Annotated in this window: 19 protein-coding genes and 1 tRNA gene; 12 read left to right on the top strand and 8 right to left on the bottom strand. The window is 64.6% G+C overall.

The window, feature by feature from the left end; all coding sequences use genetic code 11:
• Nucleotides 1–20: 20 nt before the first annotated feature.
• Nucleotides 21–947, top strand: a complete 927-nt coding sequence (locus ACZY0Q_RS04170) for a tyrosine recombinase XerC (protein WP_463914948.1) — start codon at nt 21–23, stop codon at nt 945–947.
• A 275-nt stretch (nt 948–1,222) separates the two neighbouring features.
• On the top strand, nt 1,223–1,726 hold the full coding sequence (locus ACZY0Q_RS04165) for a DUF3145 domain-containing protein (RefSeq protein ID WP_056349065.1): 504 nt from the start codon (nt 1,223–1,225) through the stop codon (nt 1,724–1,726).
• Nucleotides 1,727–1,876: 150 nt separating this feature from the next.
• On the opposite strand, the gene ACZY0Q_RS04160 is transcribed toward ACZY0Q_RS04165, so the two are convergent.
• From ACZY0Q_RS04160 to aceE, 6 genes are all read right to left on the bottom strand, one after another.
• Complete coding sequence (locus tag ACZY0Q_RS04160) at nt 1,877–3,112, bottom strand: beta-ketoacyl-[acyl-carrier-protein] synthase family protein (RefSeq protein ID WP_463914947.1); 1,236 nt, start codon at nt 3,110–3,112, stop codon at nt 1,877–1,879.
• A gap of 151 nt (nt 3,113–3,263) precedes the next feature.
• On the bottom strand, nt 3,264–3,509 hold the full coding sequence (locus ACZY0Q_RS04155; protein WP_056335424.1) for an acyl carrier protein: 246 nt from the start codon (nt 3,507–3,509) through the stop codon (nt 3,264–3,266).
• 83 nt (nt 3,510–3,592) lie between these two features.
• Nucleotides 3,593–4,654, bottom strand: a complete 1,062-nt coding sequence (locus tag ACZY0Q_RS04150) for a beta-ketoacyl-ACP synthase III (RefSeq protein ID WP_463914946.1) — start codon at nt 4,652–4,654, stop codon at nt 3,593–3,595.
• On the bottom strand, nt 4,651–5,580 hold the full coding sequence (locus ACZY0Q_RS04145; RefSeq protein WP_200950818.1) for an ACP S-malonyltransferase: 930 nt from the start codon (nt 5,578–5,580) through the stop codon (nt 4,651–4,653). The genes ACZY0Q_RS04150 and ACZY0Q_RS04145 overlap by 4 nt, the downstream gene beginning before the upstream one ends.
• An 88-nt stretch (nt 5,581–5,668) precedes the next feature.
• Nucleotides 5,669–6,913 (bottom strand): PucR family transcriptional regulator, encoded by a 1,245-nt coding sequence (locus ACZY0Q_RS04140; protein ID WP_463914945.1) that lies wholly within the window; start codon nt 6,911–6,913, stop codon nt 5,669–5,671.
• Nucleotides 6,914–7,086: 173 nt separating this feature from the next.
• Nucleotides 7,087–9,855, bottom strand: a complete 2,769-nt coding sequence (gene aceE / locus ACZY0Q_RS04135; protein WP_463914944.1) for a pyruvate dehydrogenase (acetyl-transferring), homodimeric type — start codon at nt 9,853–9,855, stop codon at nt 7,087–7,089.
• A gap of 398 nt (nt 9,856–10,253) precedes the next feature.
• Between aceE and ACZY0Q_RS04130 the strand changes: the two genes are divergently transcribed.
• The 7 genes from ACZY0Q_RS04130 to ACZY0Q_RS04100 all read left to right on the top strand — a co-directional run bounded on the left by ACZY0Q_RS04130 (nt 10,254) and on the right by ACZY0Q_RS04100 (nt 15,292).
• Nucleotides 10,254–10,673: a DUF3052 domain-containing protein gene (locus ACZY0Q_RS04130; protein ID WP_463914943.1), complete on the top strand. Its 420-nt coding sequence runs from the start codon at nt 10,254–10,256 to the stop codon at nt 10,671–10,673.
• Complete coding sequence (locus ACZY0Q_RS04125; RefSeq protein WP_463914942.1) at nt 10,670–11,164, top strand: peroxiredoxin; 495 nt, start codon at nt 10,670–10,672, stop codon at nt 11,162–11,164. The genes ACZY0Q_RS04130 and ACZY0Q_RS04125 overlap by 4 nt, the downstream gene beginning before the upstream one ends.
• A 6-nt stretch (nt 11,165–11,170) precedes the next feature.
• Nucleotides 11,171–12,097, top strand: coding sequence for an NAD-dependent protein deacetylase (locus tag ACZY0Q_RS04120; protein WP_463914941.1), 927 nt, complete (start codon nt 11,171–11,173; stop codon nt 12,095–12,097).
• A gap of 94 nt (nt 12,098–12,191) precedes the next feature.
• Nucleotides 12,192–12,264: transfer RNA gene (locus ACZY0Q_RS04115), tRNA-Val, on the top strand.
• Between the two features lie 144 nt (nt 12,265–12,408).
• A complete protein-coding gene (locus ACZY0Q_RS04110; protein WP_463914940.1) occupies nt 12,409–12,699 on the top strand; it encodes a hypothetical protein in 291 nt (96 codons plus the stop codon).
• Between the two features lie 265 nt (nt 12,700–12,964).
• Nucleotides 12,965–13,762: an IclR family transcriptional regulator gene (locus ACZY0Q_RS04105; protein ID WP_463914939.1), complete on the top strand. Its 798-nt coding sequence runs from the start codon at nt 12,965–12,967 to the stop codon at nt 13,760–13,762.
• Between the two features lie 180 nt (nt 13,763–13,942).
• The gene (locus ACZY0Q_RS04100; protein WP_463914938.1) at nt 13,943–15,292 is read left to right on the top strand and encodes an MFS transporter; all 1,350 of its coding nucleotides are present in this window, start codon (nt 13,943–13,945) and stop codon (nt 15,290–15,292) included.
• Nucleotides 15,293–15,529: 237 nt separating this feature from the next.
• Here ACZY0Q_RS04100 and ACZY0Q_RS04095 read toward each other — a convergent pair whose 3' ends face one another.
• Complete coding sequence (locus ACZY0Q_RS04095; protein ID WP_463914937.1) at nt 15,530–16,594, bottom strand: D-2-hydroxyacid dehydrogenase; 1,065 nt, start codon at nt 16,592–16,594, stop codon at nt 15,530–15,532.
• A 73-nt stretch (nt 16,595–16,667) separates the two neighbouring features.
• Here ACZY0Q_RS04095 and ACZY0Q_RS04090 point away from each other — a divergent pair, with 73 nt between their 5' ends.
• The 3 genes from ACZY0Q_RS04090 to ACZY0Q_RS04080 are packed head-to-tail and all read left to right on the top strand — an operon-like array spanning nt 16,668 to nt 19,470.
• Complete coding sequence (locus tag ACZY0Q_RS04090; RefSeq protein ID WP_463914936.1) at nt 16,668–17,612, top strand: NAD(P)-dependent oxidoreductase; 945 nt, start codon at nt 16,668–16,670, stop codon at nt 17,610–17,612.
• Nucleotides 17,609–18,379 carry an SDR family oxidoreductase gene (locus ACZY0Q_RS04085; RefSeq protein WP_463914935.1) on the top strand — a complete coding sequence of 257 codons (771 nt, stop codon included), beginning with the start codon at nt 17,609–17,611 and terminating at the stop codon, nt 18,377–18,379. The genes ACZY0Q_RS04090 and ACZY0Q_RS04085 overlap by 4 nt, the downstream gene beginning before the upstream one ends.
• Nucleotides 18,379–19,470: an L-idonate 5-dehydrogenase gene (locus ACZY0Q_RS04080; protein WP_463914934.1), complete on the top strand. Its 1,092-nt coding sequence runs from the start codon at nt 18,379–18,381 to the stop codon at nt 19,468–19,470. The genes ACZY0Q_RS04085 and ACZY0Q_RS04080 overlap by 1 nt, the downstream gene beginning before the upstream one ends.
• 99 nt (nt 19,471–19,569) lie before the next feature.
• On the opposite strand, the gene ACZY0Q_RS04075 is transcribed toward ACZY0Q_RS04080, so the two are convergent.
• Complete coding sequence (locus ACZY0Q_RS04075; protein WP_463914933.1) at nt 19,570–20,298, bottom strand: FadR/GntR family transcriptional regulator; 729 nt, start codon at nt 20,296–20,298, stop codon at nt 19,570–19,572.
• Nucleotides 20,299–20,469: the final 171 nt, after the last annotated feature.

Here is a 20,469-nt window from a genome sequence, read left to right as displayed (position 1 = left end):
ACTTCTGGGACAGTGGAAGAGTGGAGAATCGGGAACTGTCGCGGGCGTTTGAGCAGGCACTTGCGGACTTCGGCAGATACCTGACCGCCGAGCGGGCCCGGTCCGGGCATACACTTCGGGCCTACCTGTCCGATCTTCGAAGCCTCCTGGAATACGCCGCCTCCGAAGGCGTCACGGATCTGCCAGGCCTGGAGCTGGGCACCCTCCGACGCTGGCTCGGGGCGCAAAGCCAGGCCGGAATATCCCGGGCCACCCTTGCGAGGAGATCGGCCACAGCGCGTTCCTTCACCACGTGGGCCATGCGGGAAGAACTTATCGAGACCGATCCGGCCCTCCGTCTCAGGGCTCCCAAAGCGGAAAAGTCACTGCCCGGGGTTCTGCAGTCCCAACAACTCCTCAGGCTGCTGAACAGCCTGGCGGAAGCGGCGGCCGACGGGTCACCGGTGCCGGTGCGCAACCGGGCCATGGTGGAGCTTCTGTACGCCACGGGGCTGCGGGTGGGGGAGCTGGCCGCCTTGGATGTGGACGACCTCAATCCGGACCGCCGGACCCTGCGGGTTGTCGGCAAGGGTAACAAGGAAAGGACGGTTCCCTATGGCGTCCCGGCCGCCGTGGCCGTTGACGACTGGCTACGCAGGGCCAGGCCGCTCCTGGCCACCGGGCAGAGCGGACCGGCACTTTTTCTGGGCACCAGGGGAAACCGTGTTGACCAGCGTCAGGTCAGGACCGTGGTGAATGCACTCTTCGAAGCTTTGGGCGACACTTCCGCAACCGGTCCGCACGCGCTGAGGCATAGTGCGGCAACGCACCTGCTCGATGGCGGGGCCGATCTTCGTGCGGTCCAGGAAATCCTGGGCCACAGTAGCCTCGCCACCACGCAGATCTACACCCATGTGTCCGTTGAGCGGCTACGGAGCAGCTACCAGCAGGCCCATCCCCGGGCCTGACAGCCGGGGATTCCCGGCAATGCGGGGCAATTCCAGGACCGTGTCACCTGTGGCGAATCGCACTGGCGTAATTACGCGGCGTACGGCACAATAAGAGTCACGTCCGGCAACTTTCAAGTTTCGCTTGAAGCGCTTTCGCTTCGCGCGTCATTCGCAAGTCCGGACACAGCTTAATAATCAGGCAGGGAACATCGCCGCTGGAATGTACAGCACCGGGCAGTTTCATCCAGGCAGAGGTCGTTGGGGAAGACGTACCTACAGCTATGGAGGATGGAATGTCTGTTGCAATGACCCGCGGTGTGCTGTTTGTTCACTCAGCCCCTACAGCACTGTGCCCGCACGTTGAGTGGGCCATTGGATCCGTCGTGGATAAGCGGACGGATCTTGAGTGGACCCCTCAGCCTGCCGCGCCCGGAATGTTCCGCGCCGAGCTCTCCTGGACGGGAACGCCGGGAACCGGATCGCTGCTGGCTTCCTCACTTCGCGGCTGGGCCCATCTGCGCTACGAGGTTACTGAAGAGCCGAGCCAGGGCGTAGACGGCGGCCGCTGGTCGCATACCCCCGAGTTGGGCATATTCCACGCCACCACGGATGTCCACGGCAATATCATGGTCTCAGAGGACCGCATCCGTTACGCCTACGAATCGGGCGCCGGAGATCCCTCCGCCGTGTATCACGAGCTTTCCCTGGCCTTGGGTGAGGCGTGGGACGAGGAACTCGAGCCGTTCCGCCACGCAGCCGAAGGCGCACCAGTCCGCTGGCTGCACCAGGTAGGCTGACGCCGTCGGCCAGCACGCTCTCGTACTTCCGGTCCGCTGTCCCGGCATAAGCGCCGGATCGGAATGCGCGCTCCATAGCAAAAGCAGAGGCCCCGCCACGTGGCGGGGCCTCTGCTTGTGTATGGGGTACTTGCTGTTCCCGCGTTGCTGCTAGATGCTGCGGACAGCGATCACGGCGTTGTGGCCGCCGAAGCCGAACGAGTTGCTCAGCGCTACGATGTCGCCTGCCGGCAGATCCCTCGCCGACGTGACGACGTCGAGCGGGATTTCCGGATCCTGGTTCTCAAGGTTGATGGTGACCGGGGCCTTGCGGTGGTACACGGCCAGCACGGTGAGCACTGCCTCCACGGCACCTGACGCGCCCAGGAGGTGGCCCATCTGCGACTTGGTGGCGGACACTGCGACGTTGTCGAGGTGGGTCCCCAGCGACGCGCGGAGGGCCGTGTACTCAGGCTTGTCACCTACGGGAGTGGAGGTGGCGTGCGCGTTGACGTGGACAACGTCCTCGGCCTGGATCCGGCCGTCGAACATGGCCGCCTTCAGCGCCCGGGTGGCGCCGAGGCCTTGGGGGTCCGGGGCGGTGATGTGGTAGGCGTCGGCCGTCACGGAGGTGCCGGCCAGTTCGCCGTAGATGCGGGCGCCGCGGGCAATGGCGTGTTCCTCAGCTTCGAGCACCAGCGCGCCTGCGCCTTCGCCCATTACAAAGCCGTCGCGGCCCAGATCGTAAGGGCGTGAGGCGCCCTGGGGGTCGTCGTTGCGGCGGGAGAGCGCCTGCATGGACGAGAACGCGGCCAGGGGCATGGGGTGGATGGCTGCCTCGGCGCCGCCGCACATGACCACGTCGGCCTTGCCGGAGCGGATCAGCTCCAGGCCCAGATGAAGGGCCTCGGTGCCTGAAGCGCAGGCCGAAACCGGGGTGTGGGCGCCGGCACGGGCGCCAAGGTCGAGGCTGACGGCTGCGGCGACGCCGTTGGGCATCAGCATGGGCACCGTCATGGGCAGGACGCGGCGCGGGCCTTTTTCTTTCAGCGTGTCCCAGGCATCCAACAGGGTCCACACGCCGCCGATGCCGGTGGCGAAAGCGACCGCAAGGCGGTCGGGGTCAATCTCGGTGATGCCGGAATCGGCCCAGGCTTCACGCGAAGCGATGACGCCGAACTGGGTGGACGGATCCATCCGCTTGGCCTCCACGCGGCTCAGGACTTCGAGGGCGGGCGTGGAGCAGCGGGCAGCGAAGTGGACCGGCAGTTCGTACTTGGCGACCCATTCGTCTTCCAGTGTGCGGGCACCGGAGACCCCCTTCAGCGCGTTGTTCCACATGGTGGGTACGTCGCCGCCGATGGGCGTGGTGGCACCCAGACCGGTAATGACTACTTTGCGTGTCATTGGATCACTCTCTGTCGGTGGGCAGGCCGTATCCGGATATCCGGCGGGGTCCCGCGTGTAGGGCAGCTGGCTGCCGAAAAATGTGGCGGCTGCCGGTCCGGCGTAAGCACGGACCGGCAGCCCAGTCAGCCATAAGGGGCTGAATCCGTGGCTAGGCCTGTGCGCCGGAGATGAAGCTGACGGCGTCGCCCACGGTCTTGAGGTTCTTGACCTCTTCGTCCGGGATACGCACGCCGAACTTCTCTTCGGCGTTGACCACGATGGTCATCATGGAGATGGAGTCGATGTCCAGGTCCTCGGTGAAGGACTTGTCCAGTTCCACAGCCTCGGGGGCAAGGCCGGTTTCTTCGTTGACGATTTCTGCCAAGCCGGCCAGGATCTCTTCGTTGCTAGCCATTGATGGCTCCTTTTCTTGTTATTGCCGGCAGGGGGTGCCGGAAACGCTGCAGTCCGCGGATGCGGCCTGTTTTGGGGGTGTTCCTAAGGAAGGACGATTACCTGGGCGCCGAAGACCAGCCCGGCTCCGAAGCCGATCTGGAGTGCGAGGCCGCCGCTGAGCTCTGGGTTTTCCTTGAGCAGGCGGTGGGTGGCCAGGGGAATGGAGGCCGCCGAGGTGTTTCCGGCATCGGCGATGTCCCGGGCCACCATGACGGATTCGGGAAGTTTCAGTTTCTTGACCATCTCATCGATGATCCGCATGTTGGCCTGGTGCGGGATGAACGCAACGAGGTCTTCAGCCTTGACGCCGGCGGCCTCCAAGGCCTGCTGTGCCATCTTCGCCATTTCCCAGACAGCCCAGCGGAAGACCGTCTGCCCGTCCTGGCGGAGTGTGGGATAGAGCTCCTGCGCTTCTTCGAGCAGTGCAAAGTCGCCGGACTCATCCGACTGGCGGGCAGCCATGCTGAGATCACGGACATCGAGGATGGAACGCGTCATGCCGATGGCGTCCCACTTGCTGCCGTCCGAACCCCACACTGAGGGTCCGATTCCGGGAGTGTCGGAGGGGCCGATGACAACTGCACCCGCGCCGTCGCCCAGCAGGAAGGAGATGGTGCGTTCCCGGTTGTCGATGACGTCGGAAAGCTTCTCCGCGCCAACCACCAGCACGTAGGTGGCGGTGCCGGAACGGACCAAGGCATCAGCTTGGGCGATGCCGTAGCAGTACCCGGCACAGGCGGCCGAGATGTCGAAGGCCGGTGCCGGTGTTGCACCGATGCGGTCAGCCAGTGCGGAGGCAGCCGACGGCGTGGCGTACGGGTGGGTGACGGTGGAAACGATGACGGCGCCCAGCTGGGAGGCTTCGATGCCTGCCTGCTCCAGGGCCTCCCGGGCAGCGCCCTCGGCCATGTCGATGACGCTGACGTCGGCGGCGGCCCGGTGTCGGGTCACGATGCCGGTCCGCTGCCGGATCCATTCGTCCGAGGAATCAATCCACTGGCAAACGTCGTCGTTGGTGACGATGACGTCAGGCCGGAATACCCCGAGGCCGAGAATCCGGCTGTATTCATTGACGGGAACCTGTTTCAGCGTGGGAACGCTCATGCATTTCCCTCCAGTTCTGCGAAGAGTGCCAGTGCGGCCGTGAGGTCGTCCGGCGTTTTGACTGCTACGGTCTTGACGCCGGGCATGCCGCGCTTGGCGAGCCCCGCCAGTGTACCGGCCGGGGCCAGCTCAATGACACCGGTGACGCCGCGCTGCACGAGTGTTTCCATGCAGAGGTCCCAGCGGACCGGCCGGGAGACCTGTGCGATGAGGCTCTCGACGGCGGCACCGCCGTCGGTCACTTCCCGGCCATCAAAGTTGGACAGCAGGGGCACTTGTGGCTTCTGCGGCTTGAGGCCCGGCTTGAGCGCCTCGAGGGCGCTCACGGCGGGGGACATGTGTGAGGTGTGGAACGCGCCGGCCACCTTCAGCGGGATGACGCGTGCCTTGGCCGGTGGGTTGTCCGCCAGGGCCTTGAGCTGTTCGAAGGTTCCGGCTGCCACGGTCTGGCCCGCGCCGTTGACGTTGGCCGGTGTGGCGCCGGTGGCCTCGATGGCAGCCAGGACCTCTGCAGGGTCCCCGCCCACCACGGCACTCATGCCGGTGGGGGTCACGGCAGCGGCGGCGGCCATGCTGTTGGCGCGTTCACGGACGAACGTCATGGCTTCCTGCTCGGTGAGCACGCCGGCGAGTGCCGAGGCGGTGATTTCACCGACGGAGTGACCGGCAAGGATCACCGGAAGCGTGCCGAGTTCGACGTCGAACAGCGACTTCGCGGCGACCAGACCGGCGGCAACAATCAGGGGCTGCGCAACGGCGGTGTCCTTGATGGTGTCCTCGTCAGAGGTGGTCCCGTGGGCGGTCAGGTCGATGCCTGCGATCTCACTGAGAGAGGCCAAATGGCCTGCTACCGAAGGCAGTTCCAGCCAAGGGGCCAGAAAACCCGGGGTCTGTGAGCCCTGTCCAGGGCAGACTATTGCAAGCACATATCCAGCTTTCCAAATTACGGGGTCATCTAGGGGTGTTTGTCTGCACCAAGCTCAAGGGGTCAGATTGTAGGAAGTCTACAACGACTCAGGACTGATTCCGCGCCGGATGACGCTCTGTCGGTGCTTTTGGCTGCGCCGAAAGCCGGCCGACTACCAACGCCGCCTGCAGCACAAACGCCTCCCGGGGAAGCAGCGGATCCCAGCCCGTGACGTCGCAGACGCGCTTGAGCCGGTACCTGACGGTGTTGGCGTGGACAAACAATTCACGGGCAGTCGCCTCGAGGGAATGACCCAACTCCAGGTAGGTGCCCAGGGTCTCGACTAGACCGTTGGAGGCAGCGACAAGCGGACGGTAGATGTTCTTCACCAGAGAGCGGCGCGCAGCTTCGTCACCCGAGATGACGCGTTCGGGCAACAGGTCGTCGGCGGCTACTGGCCGGGGAGCGGCGGGCCACGCCCTCGCAGCGGTCAGGCCGGCAAAGGCCGACTGCGCTGATCCGCTTGCCTCCAGCAGGGAACCGGCTTCCGGGCCGTAGACCACCGGGCCGGGGGCGAACATTTCGCTGAGTTTCAGGTAGGCGGTCTCCCGGTCCTGGACGCCGCCAAGGATCAGAATCAGCCGGTCGCCCTGGATACCCACGAGCGCATCCTCGGCGTAGCGGCCCGCCAGGCGGCGCAGTTCGCTGACGTAGCTGGCACTGGGTTCAGACGGCGAATTGCCCACCATTACAGTGAACCTCTCCTGCGCCTTCCAACCCAGCGCGGCGATCCGGGACCGCAGTGCGTCCGTATTTTCGCCACGGAGGATGGCGTCCACGATCAGCGCTTCCAGCCGCGTATCCCAGGAACCGCGGGATTCTGCTGCCCTCGCGTACACGTCCGCCGCCGCGAAGGCCACTTCCCGTGAGTAGCGCAGTACCGCTTCGCGGAGGGAGGGCTGGTCAGCTTCGGGGGCGATGACCGGCACCTGGTCTTCCACCACTTCAACCACAATCCGGATAAGCTGGAGCGCCTTCTGAAGGCTGATGGAACGCGTCAGCTCTGTGGGGGCCGTCCCGAAAACGTCGGACAGAATCCACGATGGCGAGCTGGGCCGCTCATACCAGGTGACAAACGCCGCGATGCCGTTCTGAGCCACCATGCCCAGCGCCGAGCGCTCATCAGAGCTGAGCCGTGAGTACCACGGCAGCGATTTCTCCAGCTGGCGAAGGGTGGTGGTGGAGAGCTGGCCCACGCTTGCCCGGAGCTTTTTCAGGGTTTCGGATTTCTCCGGTGTCATGCTGCGCGAGGACGGCTTGCGCTTCACGGGCGGGGTGGTTGGCTCTGGCATCCTTCGAGCATACGGTGCCTGCCCGGCAAGCTCCATTTGTGCGAAGGCTACAACGTTGTTGGACCTGCATCACAGACGGCATCCCGTACAGAAACGCCGGGAACGACGACGGCGACCCTCGCCTTTCGGTGAGGGTCGCCGTCGTCGTTCATTACGGGGTCAGCAGGAGTTGATCAGGACTCGCCGCCCGCGTTGCCGGTGGAACCGGCGTTGACGTTATGCAGCTTGTACTTCTCGATTGCCTGGGCCGGGGCTTGGGCATCAACTTCGCCGCGGCGCGCCAGCAGTTCAAGGGAACGGACCACGATGGAGTGGATGTCGTTCTTGAAGAAGCGGCGGGCAGCTGCACGGGTGTCGGAGAAGCCGAAGCCATCCGCACCCAGCGTGGCGAACTCGTTCGGTACAAACTGGCGGATCTGGTCCGGAACGGCCTTCATGTAGTCCGAGACCGCCACCACGGGTCCTGTGGCACCGGCAAGCTGCTGGGTCACGAACGGGACGCGGGCAGGCTTGCCAGGGTTCAGGAACGCCTCTTCCTCGGCAGCCATGCCGTCGCGGCGCAGTTCGTTCCAGGACGTCACGGACCAGACGTCGGCGGAGACGCCCCAGTCCTCGGCCAGCAGGCGCTGGGCTTCAATGGCCCAGGGAACCGAGACACCGGAAGCGAGGATCTGGGTCCGAGGACCGTCGATCTTCGCCGGAGCCGCGAGGTAGATGCCCTTGATGACACCTTCCACGTCGAGCTCCTCGGGCTCCGCTGGCTGCGTGATGGGCTCGTTGTAGACCGTGATGTAGTACATGAGGTTCCGGTCAGCAGAATCGGGCCCGTACATGCGCTCGATGCCGTCCCGGATGATGTGGCCCATCTCGTACCCGTAGGCGGGGTCGTAGGTGACCACTGCCGGGTTCGTGGAGGCCAGCAGCGGGGAGTGGCCGTCGGCGTGCTGGAGGCCTTCACCGGTCAGGGTGGTCCGGCCGGCAGTGGCACCGATGATGAAGCCGCGGGTCATCTGGTCACCGGCGGCCCAGAAGGCGTCGCCGGTGCGCTGGAAGCCGAACATGGAGTAGAACACGTACACCGGGATCAGCGGTACGCCGTGGGTGGCGTAGGCGGTGCCGGCGGCAGTGAAGGCTGCGACCGCGCCGGCTTCGTTGATGCCGGGGTGGATCAGCTGGCCCTGGGCCGATTCCTTGTAGGCCAGGACCAGGTCGCGGTCCACGGACAGGTAGTTCTGGCCCTTGGGGTTGTAGATCTTGGCCGTGGGGAAGAACGCGTCCATGCCGAACGTGCGTGCCTCATCGGGGATGATCGGGGCGATGTGCTTGCCGAAGTTCTTGTCCCGCATCAGGTCCTTGAGGAGCCGGACAAACGCCATGGTGGTGGCGGCCTGCTGCTTCCCGGAACCGCGCTTGGCAACCTCATACGTTTTTGCTTCCGGGAGAGCGAGCTCCTGGTGCTTGGAACGGCGCTCAGGAACGGAACCGCCCAGCTGGGCACGGCGTTCCATCATGTACTGGATCTCCGGCGCATCGGTGCCCGGGTGGAAGTACGGAGGCTGGTACGGGTCCTTCTCCAGCTGCTCGTCGGTGACCGGAATCCGCAGGTGGTCGCGGAACTTCTTCAGGTCATCGAGGGTGAGCTTTTTCATCTGGTGGGTCGCGTTGCGGCCCTCGAAGTGGGGTCCGAGTCCGTAGCCCTTGACCGTTTTGGCCAGGATGACGGTGGGCTTGCCCTTGAATTCGGTGGCTGCCTTATACGCGGCGTAGACCTTGTGGTAGTCGTGGCCGCCGCGCTTGAGGTTCCAGATTTCGTCATCGGAGAGGTCCGCGACCATGTCCTTGGTCTGCGGGGTCTTGCCGAAGAAGTGCTCGCGGACGAACCCACCGGATTCTGCCTTGTAGGTCTGGTAGTCCCCGTCCGGGGTCTCGTTCATGATCTTCACGAGTGAGCCGTCGGCGTCCTGGGTGAGCAGGTCATCCCACTCCCGGCCCCAGACGACCTTGATGACGTTCCAGCCCGCGCCGCGGAAGAACGCTTCGAGTTCCTGCATGATCTTGCCGTTGCCGCGGACGGGTCCGTCGAGGCGCTGGAGGTTGCAGTTGATCACGAAGTTCAGGTTGTCGAGGTTCTCGTTCGCGGCGAGCTGGAGCAGGCCGCGGGACTCGGGCTCGTCCATTTCGCCGTCGCCCAGGAATGCCCAGACCTGCTGGTCCGAGGTGTCTTTGAGGCCGCGGTTGTGCAGGTACCGGTTGGACTGGGCCTGGTAGATCGCGTTCATCGGGCCGATGCCCATGGACACGGTGGGGAATTCCCAGAAGTCCGGCATGAGGCGCGGGTGCGGGTAGGAGGAGAGCGCGTGGCCTTCCTTGGACTTTTCCTGCCGGAAGCCGTCCAGGTCCTCTTCGGAGAGCCGGCCTTCCATAAACGCGCGGGCGTACATGCCGGGGGAGGCGTGGCCCTGGAAGAAGACCTGGTCACCGCCGCCGGGGTGGTCCTTGCCGCGGAAGAAGTGGTTAAAGCCCACTTCGTACAAGGTGGCGGCACCGGCGTAGGTGGAGATGTGCCCGCCCACCCCGATGTTCGGCCGCTGCGCCCGGTGCACCATGATGGCCGCGTTCCACCGCATGTATGCCCGGTACCGGCGCTCGAACTCCTCGTTGCCGGGGAACGCTGTTTCCTGGTCCACCGGGATGGTGTTCACGTAGTCGGTGGTGGTCACCATCGGGACGCCGACGCTCTGCGCGCCGGCGCGCTGCAGCAGGCTGCGCATGATGTATTGGGCACGTTCCGTGCCCTGTTCCCTGATCAGTGCATCCAGGGACTCAACCCATTCGGCGGTCTCTTCCGGATCACGATCAGGCAGCTGGTTTGTCAACCCGCTGAGGATATGGGAGGTATCTTCTCCTGCAGCCACGTCCAACCTCTCTTTGCGCGCATGCATCGGCGCCCACATGCCGGGCAGGGTGACTGTCCGGCATGAATGCGACGTGTGCGACGTATCGGTTACAACAGCCCGGTCATGTGCGCCGGGCAGGGTCCTATCACGCCTATGTCTGCCATTGAGTTCCAGGCGGTCGCCCCGCAGGCATAGTTGTCACCAGTCACTCTAGCTGTGACTCCAGCGTGATGCGTAGCCGCGTCTGTGGCGTCCCTGTTGTATTTCGCCGTCATACTGGTTGTGTGACGAAAGCCGCTGCAACGCAGGCTGACGGCGCCGGATGTGACGCAGAATATGGCGGATCGCGGCGGTGGCAGCTTGAAGCGCAGGCACAAAGGGTGTTGGCTGGGAGTAATGGAAATCACTATGCGCATTGCATGTATTAGGCATTGGAGGAACACGTGAGCGAGGCCGACGCCGCCACTTCGGTAAATGTGGCGGAAAAATTGGGTTTCAAAAGTGGGGATCTGATTCAGGAGTTCGGTTACGACGACGACGTCGATTTCGACTTACGTGATGATATTGAGGACCTGACAGGGTCCGAACTCCTGGACGAGGACGACCACGACGTTGTTGACGCCGTCATTTTTTGGTGGCGGGACGGCGACGGGGATCTGATCGATACCCTCATGGATTCCCTGACCACACTGAGTGAAAACGGGGTTGTCTGGGTGTTGACGCCAAAGTCCGGGCGCACCGGGTATGTCTCGCCGGCGGAAATCCAGGAAGCGGCGCCCACTGCGGGCCTGCACCTGACCACCTCCGCGGGCGTGTCGAAGGACTGGAGTGCCACCCGCCTGGTCAGCAGGAAGAACAAGTGACGGCAGCTCTCGCCGTAGCCGGACAGACCGTTCCGGCGGTGGGGGAGCTTGCGCCGGACTTTGAACTCGTGAACCAGTTCGGAGAACCTGTCCGGTTGTCCTCTTTCCGCGGGCAGAACGTTGTGCTGGTGTTTTATCCGTTTGCATTTTCGGGTGTCTGCACCGGTGAGCTCTGTGAAATCAGGGACAACATTGCCGCGTTCGAAGATGCCAGGGCCACAGTTCTGGCGGTGTCCGTGGACAGCAAGTTCAGCCTGCGGGCGTATGCCGAGAAGGAAGGCTACGGCTTTGACCTTCTTGCCGACTTCTGGCCGCACGGCGCCGTCGCTACTGAGTATGGTGTCTTCGACCCGGAGAGCGGCATGGCCGGGCGCGGGACGTTCATCATCGATGCAACCGGAACAATCCGCTACGTTGTGGTGAATCCGCGTGGCCAGGCCCGCGAACTCGCTGGCTACCGGGATGCTTTGGCAGGCCTGGAACAGAACTGACGCCGAATGGACCAGCAGCGGCACGGCATCGGCCTGACGGGCTTCGCCAGCCTGCCGGCCGCTGACCCTGCTGTGCTGTCCAGCACCGATCTTCAAGGACTGGAACGCGTCCGGGAGCTGTTGTCCGGCAAACGGCTGGCGCTGCTCACTGGCGCAGGGCTGAGCACTGATTCGGGCATCCCGGATTACCGAGGGCCGGACGCCGTGCCACGTTCGCCCATGACGTACCAGGAATTTGTGCGCGAGGCCGCCAACCGCCAGCGCTATTGGGCGCGGAACCACATCGGGTGGTCCCACTTGCGGCACGCGGATCCAAACCCGGGGCATCTTGCGGCCGCAGAACTGGAGCGGCGGGGCCTGCTCACCGGGTTGATCACGCAGAACGTGGACCGGTTGCATGAAGACGCTGGCAGCCGGAATGTCATTGACCTCCACGGCCGCTACGACCGGGTGGTCTGCCTGGATTGCCAGCGCACGTACACGCGTCGCCTGCTTGCGGAGGTGCTCGAGGAACTGAACCCCGGCTTCCTTGCGCGCGCCACCACGTCCGGCCTGGTGGAAATGGCGCCCGACGCCGACGCCACTGTTGAGGACACGGCGCTGATCAGCAGTTTTGTGGTCGCCGCCTGCCCCGCCTGTGGCGGAACGCTCAAGCCTGACTTTGTCTACTTCGGCGAGAATGTGCCCAAGGATCGCGTGGAAGACGCCTTCGTGATGGTGGACCGCGCCGCCGCTTTACTTGTTGCGGGATCATCGCTGACAGTGATGAGTGGACTGCGGTTCGTCCGTCACGCGGCGAAGGACGGCAAGCCTGTGGTGATCATCAACAGGGGCGATACGCGGGGCGACCCGTCCGCCACCATCAAGCTGCACGCAGGCGTCAGCGAGGCACTGACCTGGCTCGCCGCCGAACTCCCCGATCTTGACCCATGACGGGGACGATGCGTCGATTGGCTTTTCTTCCCGCCCGTCAGGTAGAGTTTATGTTCGTTGGTTGACGCGCTGAGACGCGAAAAATCTGCAGTTTGGGTCTTTAGCTCAGCTGGTAGAGCGCCACGTTTACACCGTGGATGTCATCGGTTCGATCCCGGTAGGACCCACTACCAAACCCCGTTGTTCCTGGCCCAGTGGCCGGGACCAACGGGGTTTTTTGTTGCCGTTCGCAGGCCGGGGCGCAGGGTCGGCATCAGATGCAATTCGGCCAAGTCGCAATATTGTCGGTGGCTGTCCTTAGTGTTCCCGCTATGGAATATGTGGTGGTGAAGACGGCCCATGACGGCAGCGCTCTGGCGGTAGTCATCAACGGCAGGGAATGGGCTGTGGGTGCCGAGGCAGTGAGGTGGTTTGAGCGCGTGAGCTGGTGGGAGGCGGAGCGCCGTATGCCCAAAGGGCTGGGTCGTGTGGATGTCGAAGTGTTGCAGGTCCAGGTGCGCCTGGGGCACAATCCGCATTCCGCGCTGACCACCATGATGCTGGAGCGCGACGGACTTGGTGGCGGGTGGAGGCTGAGGGAAGCCGTGGTGGACGCCGCCTGAATCCGGCGGCAGATGCCCAGAGAACATTTGGGCATTGGAAAACCCTCCACCGCGACTATTGGGGGATGCCGCGGTGGAGGGTCTGAAATGAATATACCGTGAACTTCCTGCAACAAACAAATGGCACGCGAACCGTGGTGGAAGATGCGGCGAACGGCGCCCTGACCCGGGCCCCGAACCACTAATAAGCCATTATGATGGTTACTGTTCAGCAGAATGAACGCATCTACGCGAAACGCTCCGGCGTGCCGCTCGAAGGAGAATCATGGCCGATTCCCGCACCCCCCGCTCCTCCGAAGGTTTGGGGAGTACGTCACCGGCGCCGGCGGTCACGCGTGCCGCCGCCGTGATGGACGCCCTGGCAGCCTCGGCTAACGGACGGCTGACGCTGAGCGACCTGGCCCGCGAGTTGGGGATCCCCAAGTCGTCCACGTCCAACCTGTTGCTGGCGTTGGAAGAAGCCAGGCTGATTAGCCGTCACGGCGCCGAATTCACGCTCGGCCGGAAGCTCGTGGAACTCGGTGCCGCGTATCTGAGCCGGCTCGATGAAGTGCAGGAGTTCTACCGGTTCTGCGAACAGGCACCGACCCTTTCCGGGGAGACGGTACGCATCGCCATGCTGGACGGAACCAACGTCATCTATCTGGCCCGCTACGAGGGGCATCCGGCGGTCCGCCTGACGTCCAATATCGGGGACAAGATGCCCGTGTCCCTGTGTGCCGTGGGCAAGGCCCTGATTGCCCGCCTTCATGACCATGACATCGACGCAATGTTTTCCGATGACGTTGAACTTCCGGTCCTGACCCCGAAGTCCCTCCGCACCGGAGCCGAGTTGAAGGCGCAACTGACCACCATCCGGGCCCAGGGCTATGCGTTCGAAGATGAGGAATCCACCACGGGAGTAGTCTGCCTGGCTGTGGCGGTGCCTACGCGTGGCGCCCACGGCCCGAGCCTTGGCTTGTCGGTCACCGCTCTCAAGGCCACATATTCCGCGGAGCAGGGTTCCCAGATGGTCAAGGAACTGAATGAGCTGGCGCGGTCCCTGGGTAACCCCATGGGCTGAGTGCCGTGCCCGGACGGCCTGTTTGACGTTCATATCCGCGGCTGTGAACAAATTATCCCTCAACCACTTGCTACGTGTTCAACTTGCTGTACTCTGTTCAATATAGTGATCGACGCCACGGGGTGTCCTCGCTATCCCACCAGGCCAACGGGGGCCTGGAGTGTTTTTGAGGGAGTTCTTGTGACAGCTCGTACTACATCACCGCAGACTGACGTGGACGGCGCCGCCGTCGATCCGGAGCAGCTGCGAAGGGCAACTCTTGCCAGCTCGGTAGGCTCCGCACTGGAGTACTACGACTTCTACATCTACGGCCTCGCCTCGGCCTTGATCTTTGGACCGCTGTTCTTCTCGCCGCTGGGTCCGGAGGGTGCCCTCATTGCCTCGTTCGCCACCTACGGTGTCGGCTTTGCGGCACGGCCCTTCGGTGGACTGGTGTTCGGCTACATCGGCGACCGCTACGGCCGCAAAATGGTCCTGATCCTCACCATCGCCCTGATGGGAACGGCAAGCTTCGCCATCGGCCTGCTGCCCACTTTCGAGCAGGCAGGCATGCTGGGCGCGGTCCTCCTGGTGACGCTGCGGATTGTCCAGGGTCTCGGGGCCGGGGCAGAGCAGGCCGGCGCCACGACACTGATCTCGGAAGTCGCACCGCGCCGCCGTCGTGGGTTCTTTGCCTCGCTTCCGTTTGTCGGTATCCAGCTCGGCACTCTGCTGGGTGCGGGAACGTTCGCACTCATCGCCATGGCGGACAAGTCCGTCCTGCAGGGCTGGCTCTGGAGGGTGCCGTTCCTTGCCAGCTTCATCCTGATCGCCGTTGCCATCTTCATCCGACTCAAGCTCAAGGAAACGCCTGCGTTCCAGGAGTTGGAGAAGCACAAGAACGTGGTCAAGAACCCGATCGGCGAGCTCTGGAAGCACTCCAAGAAGAACGTCCTCATCGGCATCGGCCTGCGCATGGGCGAGAACGGCAACTCTTCGATCTACTCGGCGCTGCTGGTGTCCTTCATGAGCATGCCGGCCGGAGTGTTCGCAGGAAACAACTCCATCGGCCCTGTGGGCCTGTTGATTGCCGCAGGATTCGCCGCTGTCATGGTGGTCACTTTCGGCGCCCTGTCGGACCGCTTCGGCCGCGTCCCGGTGTACCGCTACGGTGCTCTGTTCCAGGCCATCATCGCGTTTCCTGCCTTCTACTTGGTCACGCTCGGCAATGTCACCCTGGTGTGGATCGTCATGGCCGTGGGCATCGCCATCGGCGTGCAGTCGATGCTCGGCCCGCAGTGCCCGCTGCTCCCTGAGCTGTTCGGCTCGCAGTACCGCTTCACGGGTGTGGCTATGAGCCGCGAGATCTCGGCTGTGCTGGCCGGCGGTCTGGCGCCCCTGCTCGGAGCCCTTCTGTTGGCCGCCACTAACCACTCGTGGCTGGTGCTGTCCATTTACTCCCTGGTGTTGGCGCTCATCTCCTTCGTCACCACCTTCTTTACCCCGGAAACTGTCGGCCGCGATCTCCTGACCACGGAGGACGCCAGCTAGGCGCTCCATTAGCACAATAGGCGGCCTCCCTAGATGGGGAGGCCGCCTATTGCGCGTTAATGCCTATGCCAGATGTGCCTTCCGCCGCCATGCGACAGGCTGTTCCCGCGGACAGAACGCGGATCCAACCGTCGACGCGACGCCGACACAACCGCCGACGCAAAGAGCCCCTGCCGTGGATTCCCGTTTCCAGGATCCACGGCAGGGGCTCTGTGGAGCGGCCCGGAGGCTGCCCGTTTAGTAGAAGTGGACCGGATCCACCAGATGGGGCAGATCGCCGCCGTCGAGGAATGTGCGCAGGTTGCTGCTGAAGCGCTCCGCGATCAGGCGGTTCTCCGCGGCGCTGAGCGCCGAGGTATGCGGCGACACCATAACCTTGGGGTGGTTCCACAGCGGGCTGTCCTGGGGGAGTGGTTCCACGGCGAAGACATCGAGGCAGGCGTAGGAGACCTGGCCGTTGTCCAGTGCCTCCAGCAGGGCGTCCTCGTCCACCACGGTGCCGCGGCCCACGTTCACAAACACCGTTCCGGGCTTCATGGCTGCGAACACCTCACGGTTGAACAGCTTTTCCGTGTACGGAGTGCCGGGCAGGGTGTTGACGACGGCGTCTGCCGTAGCGAGCAGCCCGGGAAGTCCGTCGTTGCCCGCAACCTGCTCGATTCCTTCGATCGGCTCAACGTTTCGCTTGGTGCCGCTGACAGTCATGCCCAGGGCACGGGCGATCCGTGCCGTCTCCAGGCCAATTTCGCCCAGGCCGGTCACTACCAGCGTGGAACCGCTGACCAGGCGGGTGGGGGTCCGAAGCTCGGGCCACACCTTGGCGGCCTGGTCCTGTGCCAGCTCGGCGCTGCGCTTGAAGCCGTTGAGGATCCCCAGGGCAGCGAATTCTGCCAGGGGCAGTGCATGGACGCCGGCGGAGGTGGTCACCTTGAATTTGAGGAGGGTTTCCTGGTCCAGCCCGGAGGCCTTGACGGCACCGCCGGCGCCGGCGGCCATAGCGTGGACCCACTGGAGCCGTGGATTCTCGCGTGCGATGCGGGCCAGGCCCGCGGGGCTTTCGTTGGGCAGGCCGTACAGCACCTGCGCCTGGTTGAGCATGGCCCAGTACTGCTCCTCCTGCGCAGGGGTCCTTTTGAAGTCCGGGTCCCCGGCGTGGTCGGCCGGGAAACGCTCGGGCGGAAGCAGGTCCGGCTCATAAAGGACGGTTACGGAGGGGTCTACGGCGCGGATGCGCTCCACCAGCTCTGCTTCGAGCGGGACGGCGATCGCGACGGTGGTTAGAGTCGTCATAGTGTTCATCATACTGAATAGCGGCTAGGATATTGGACAGATTTCCCTTCATTAACCACACAACGATGTGAGTCGAGGCCTATTTATGGAAGACAGAACAGCGGGCTTTGTAGGCCTGGGGCTGATGGGGCTGCCGATGGCGGTCAACCTGGTCCGCGGCGGCTGGGCGGTCACCGCCTGGAATCGATCCGACGGACCGCTCCAGGAGCTTGTGGCGCAGGGTGGCCACTCAGCGCCGGACGTTGCATCCCTGCGGGACCTGCCAATCATCGCCTTTATGCTCCCGGACCTGTCCTTCATCGAAGAGGCTTCGGCGGGGCTCTTGGCGAGCTGGGATGAAAATCCGCCGCAGGCCGGCACTACCGTGGTGGTCACAAGTTCAGTCTCACCGGCAAAGGTCCAGGACTTCGGGCTCCGGGTACGCGAGGCAAGCCACGGCCGCGCCACCGTAGTGGACGCCCCGGTCAGCGGCGGCACCAAGGGCGCAACCGACGGGACACTGGCCATCATGGCTGGCGGTACCGCGGACGACTTCCGGCGGGTCGAGCCCTTTTTCAGCGCGATGGGAACCACCGTCAGGCACATGGGCCCCCTGGGTGCGGGGTCGCTCGCCAAGGCCTGCAACCAGCTCATTGTGGGAACCACGACGGCGGCGCTCGCCGAAGCGGCCGAGCTCGCCGAGCGCTCCGGGATGGATCCGGTGGCGCTTTTCGATGTCCTCTCCGGCGGGCTTGCAGGCAGCCGTGTGCTGGAGAACGTGGGGCCGCGCCTGGTCCGGAAGGACTACACGCCCACAGGCCCGGCGAAATTCATGCATAAGGACCTGTCCTTTGTGCTCGAATCAGCCCGTGCGGCCGGCGCTGCCGTGCCGATGGCCACTGCCGGCGTCGAGCTTTATGCGGAGCTCAAGCGCCAGGGCCTTGGCGACCAGGACCTTGCCGTGGTCCGCCAGGCCATTTCGAACCTGAGCGACGACACCAATATCGCGGGACCTGCGGAGACCGCAACGAAAGGGACAGCTGCACCATGAGTGGACTTTTTGATTTGACGGGGCGGGTTGCCTTGGTGACGGGGTCGAGCCGGGGGATTGGTAATGCGTTGGCGCGGGCGTTGGCCGGGGCGGGGGCGACGGTGGTGTTGAACGGGATTAATGCGGAGCGGTTGAAGGCTGCGGAGGCGGCGATGGCCGCGGACTTCGCGCCGGGGCAGGTCCATAGTGTCGCGTTCGATGTTACGAGTGATGCCGAGGCTGCGCGGGGTGTTTCGTGGGTGGAGGAGCAGGTGGGGCCGTTGCAGATCCTGGTGAACAATGCCGGGATCCAGCATCGGGTGCCGATGCTGGAACTCGATGTCGCGGATTGGGAGCGGGTGATCAGGACGGATCTGACGAGCGCGTTCCTGGTGGGGCGGGAGGCGGCCCGGCACATGATCCCGCGCGGCAAGGGCAAGATCATCAATATCTGTTCGGTGCAGACGGACCTGGCCCGGCCCACGATCGCCCCGTATGTGGCGGCGAAGGGCGGGCTGCGGAACCTGACCCGGGCGATGACCGCGGAATGGGCGGGCTCCGGGCTGCAGATCAACGGGATCGCCCCGGGCTACATCCATACCGAGATGACGCAGAACCTCGTGGACGATGAGCAGTTCAACACCTGGATCCTGGGCCGGACCCCGGCGCACCGGTGGGGCACGGTGCAGGACCTGGCCGGCCCCGCGGTATGGCTGGCCTCGGACGGGTCGGATTTTGTGAACGGGCAGACGATCTTTATCGACGGCGGAATGACGGTGGTGGTCTGATGGACATCGAAACAGTGGCTCAGGGAACCGAAGCAACAGCCCTGCCGGTGTCGGGTTTGGCGGTGGTGGCGTATGCGGCCGGGGATCTGCGGATCGAGGACGTCCCGTTGGGTGTGCCGGGCGCGGGCGAGGCTGTGGTGGAGGTTGCGTACGGTGGGATCTGCGGGTCGGATCTGCATTACTGGCTGCACGGCGCGGCGGGGGAGTCGATCCTGAGGGCGCCGATGGTGCTGGGGCATGAGATTTCCGGGACCGTGGTGGCGGCCGCGGCGGACGGGACCGGCCCGGTAGTGGGCACCGCGGTCGCGGTCCACCCCGCCACCCCCGGCCCCGGTGACGGTGGCATCCGGTATCCGGCGGACCGGCCCAACCTCTCCCCTGGATGTACGTATCTGGGCAGCGCGGCCCGGTTCCCGCACACCGACGGCGCGTTCGCCCGCTACGTGAACCTGCCCTCCCGGATGCTGCGGGCGCTCCCTGCCGGTGTGGATCTGCGGACCGCGGCGCTGATCGAGCCGGCCTCCGTGGCCTGGCACGCCGTCGCGCGGGCCGGGGATGTGGCGGGCAAGAGTGTGTTGGTGATCGGGTGCGGGCCGATCGGTGCGCTGGCGGTCGCGGTCCTTAAACGTGCCGGCGCGGGGCGGATCACCGCCGTGGACGTCCATGCCAAGCCGTTGGAGATCGCCGCGGCGGTCGGCGCGGACCAGATCCTGCAGGCCGGGGACGCGGACGCGATCGCGGCGGTGCAGGCCGATGTGGTCATTGAGTCCTCGGGCAGCCACCACGGCCTGGCCTCAGCGATCCAGGGTGCCGCCCGGGGCGGGACCGTGGTCATGGTCGGGCTGCTGCCCACCGGACCGCAGCCGGTCCTGATCTCCCTGGCCATCACCCGGGAACTGGACCTGCGCGGCTCGTTCCGCTTCAACCACGAGATCGACGACGTGATCGCCGCCCTCGCCGACGGCACCCTCCATATCAGCCCCGTCATCACCCACGAATACCCCCTCAGCCAAGGACTCCAGGCCTTCGAAACCGCCAAAAACTCCGCCGCATCAGGAAAAGTCCTCCTCAACTTCACGCCCGCAAGCTGAGACTGAGACGTTTGAGCGCGAACGTACACCTGTGGCCCCGCTCAAGAGGGCGCGAAGTGTACGTTCGCGCTCAAGAGGGCGCGAAGTGTACGTTCGCGCTCAGGTCCGGCGGACCGGGATGAACACCCGGGGCTGGTCTGTCCAGGTTCCGGACAGTCGGGAGGTGGTGCGGCGCATGATCTGTTCGGATGCGTCGCGGGCTGTGGCGGCGTCCCCGGCGGCGACCGCTTCGGCCAGGTCGACGTGCCATTGGAGCGCCCCCTCATGGGGGTGGTCCGGCATCAGTCCGTGGACCGTGCGCCCTGTCAGGGTTTCCGCCACCTGCCCCATCAGGTTGGCGAACATTTCGTTGCCCGACCCCGAAAGCAGGACTGAGTGAAAAGCGATGTCCAGCTCCAGGAATTTCGCCGCGTCTCCGGAGTGGCCGGCGTCGCGCAGGGCATGGGCAATGTCCACCAGTTCCCGCCGCAGCTGCGCCGGTGCATTGTTCGCTGCCAGCTCGGCAGCGGCGGGCTCGACGGCGGAACGCAGCTCGATCAGTGACCGCAGCTGGGCGCCGCGGGCATCGCTGGACAGCCGCCAGCGGATGACCTGGGAATCGAAGGGGTTCCAGCGGCTCGGCGGCAGCACCCGGATGCCCACGCGCTTGGTGGTTTCCACGAGGCCCAGGGACTGGAGAACCCGCACGGCCTCACGGACCACGGACCGCGAAACCTTCAGCTCTTCCTCAAGGTGCTCGGCCAGCATGATGTGTCCGGTGGGCAGCTCGCCCGTGATGATCCGGGTGCCAAGGTTCTCAATGGCACGGTGGTGCAGGCTGGTCGACATGGACTCAAGCCTAAACTGGGATTGACTGGCCACGTTCCACAAAGTGGGCACCGCTTCCCTCAAGCCGATTGAATATATATGCTTTATTAGGATCCATCGCTTCGTGACAGCGTGCTTCGCAGCGAACGCGGAGCCATCTGCACATCCATTGCACAACGAAATTGGAGTTTT

This window comes from Pseudarthrobacter lactosi, from assembly GCF_055412785.1.
The sequence above is the reverse complement of the archived record's forward strand: the minus strand, read 5'-3'. Positions and strand labels throughout refer to the sequence as shown.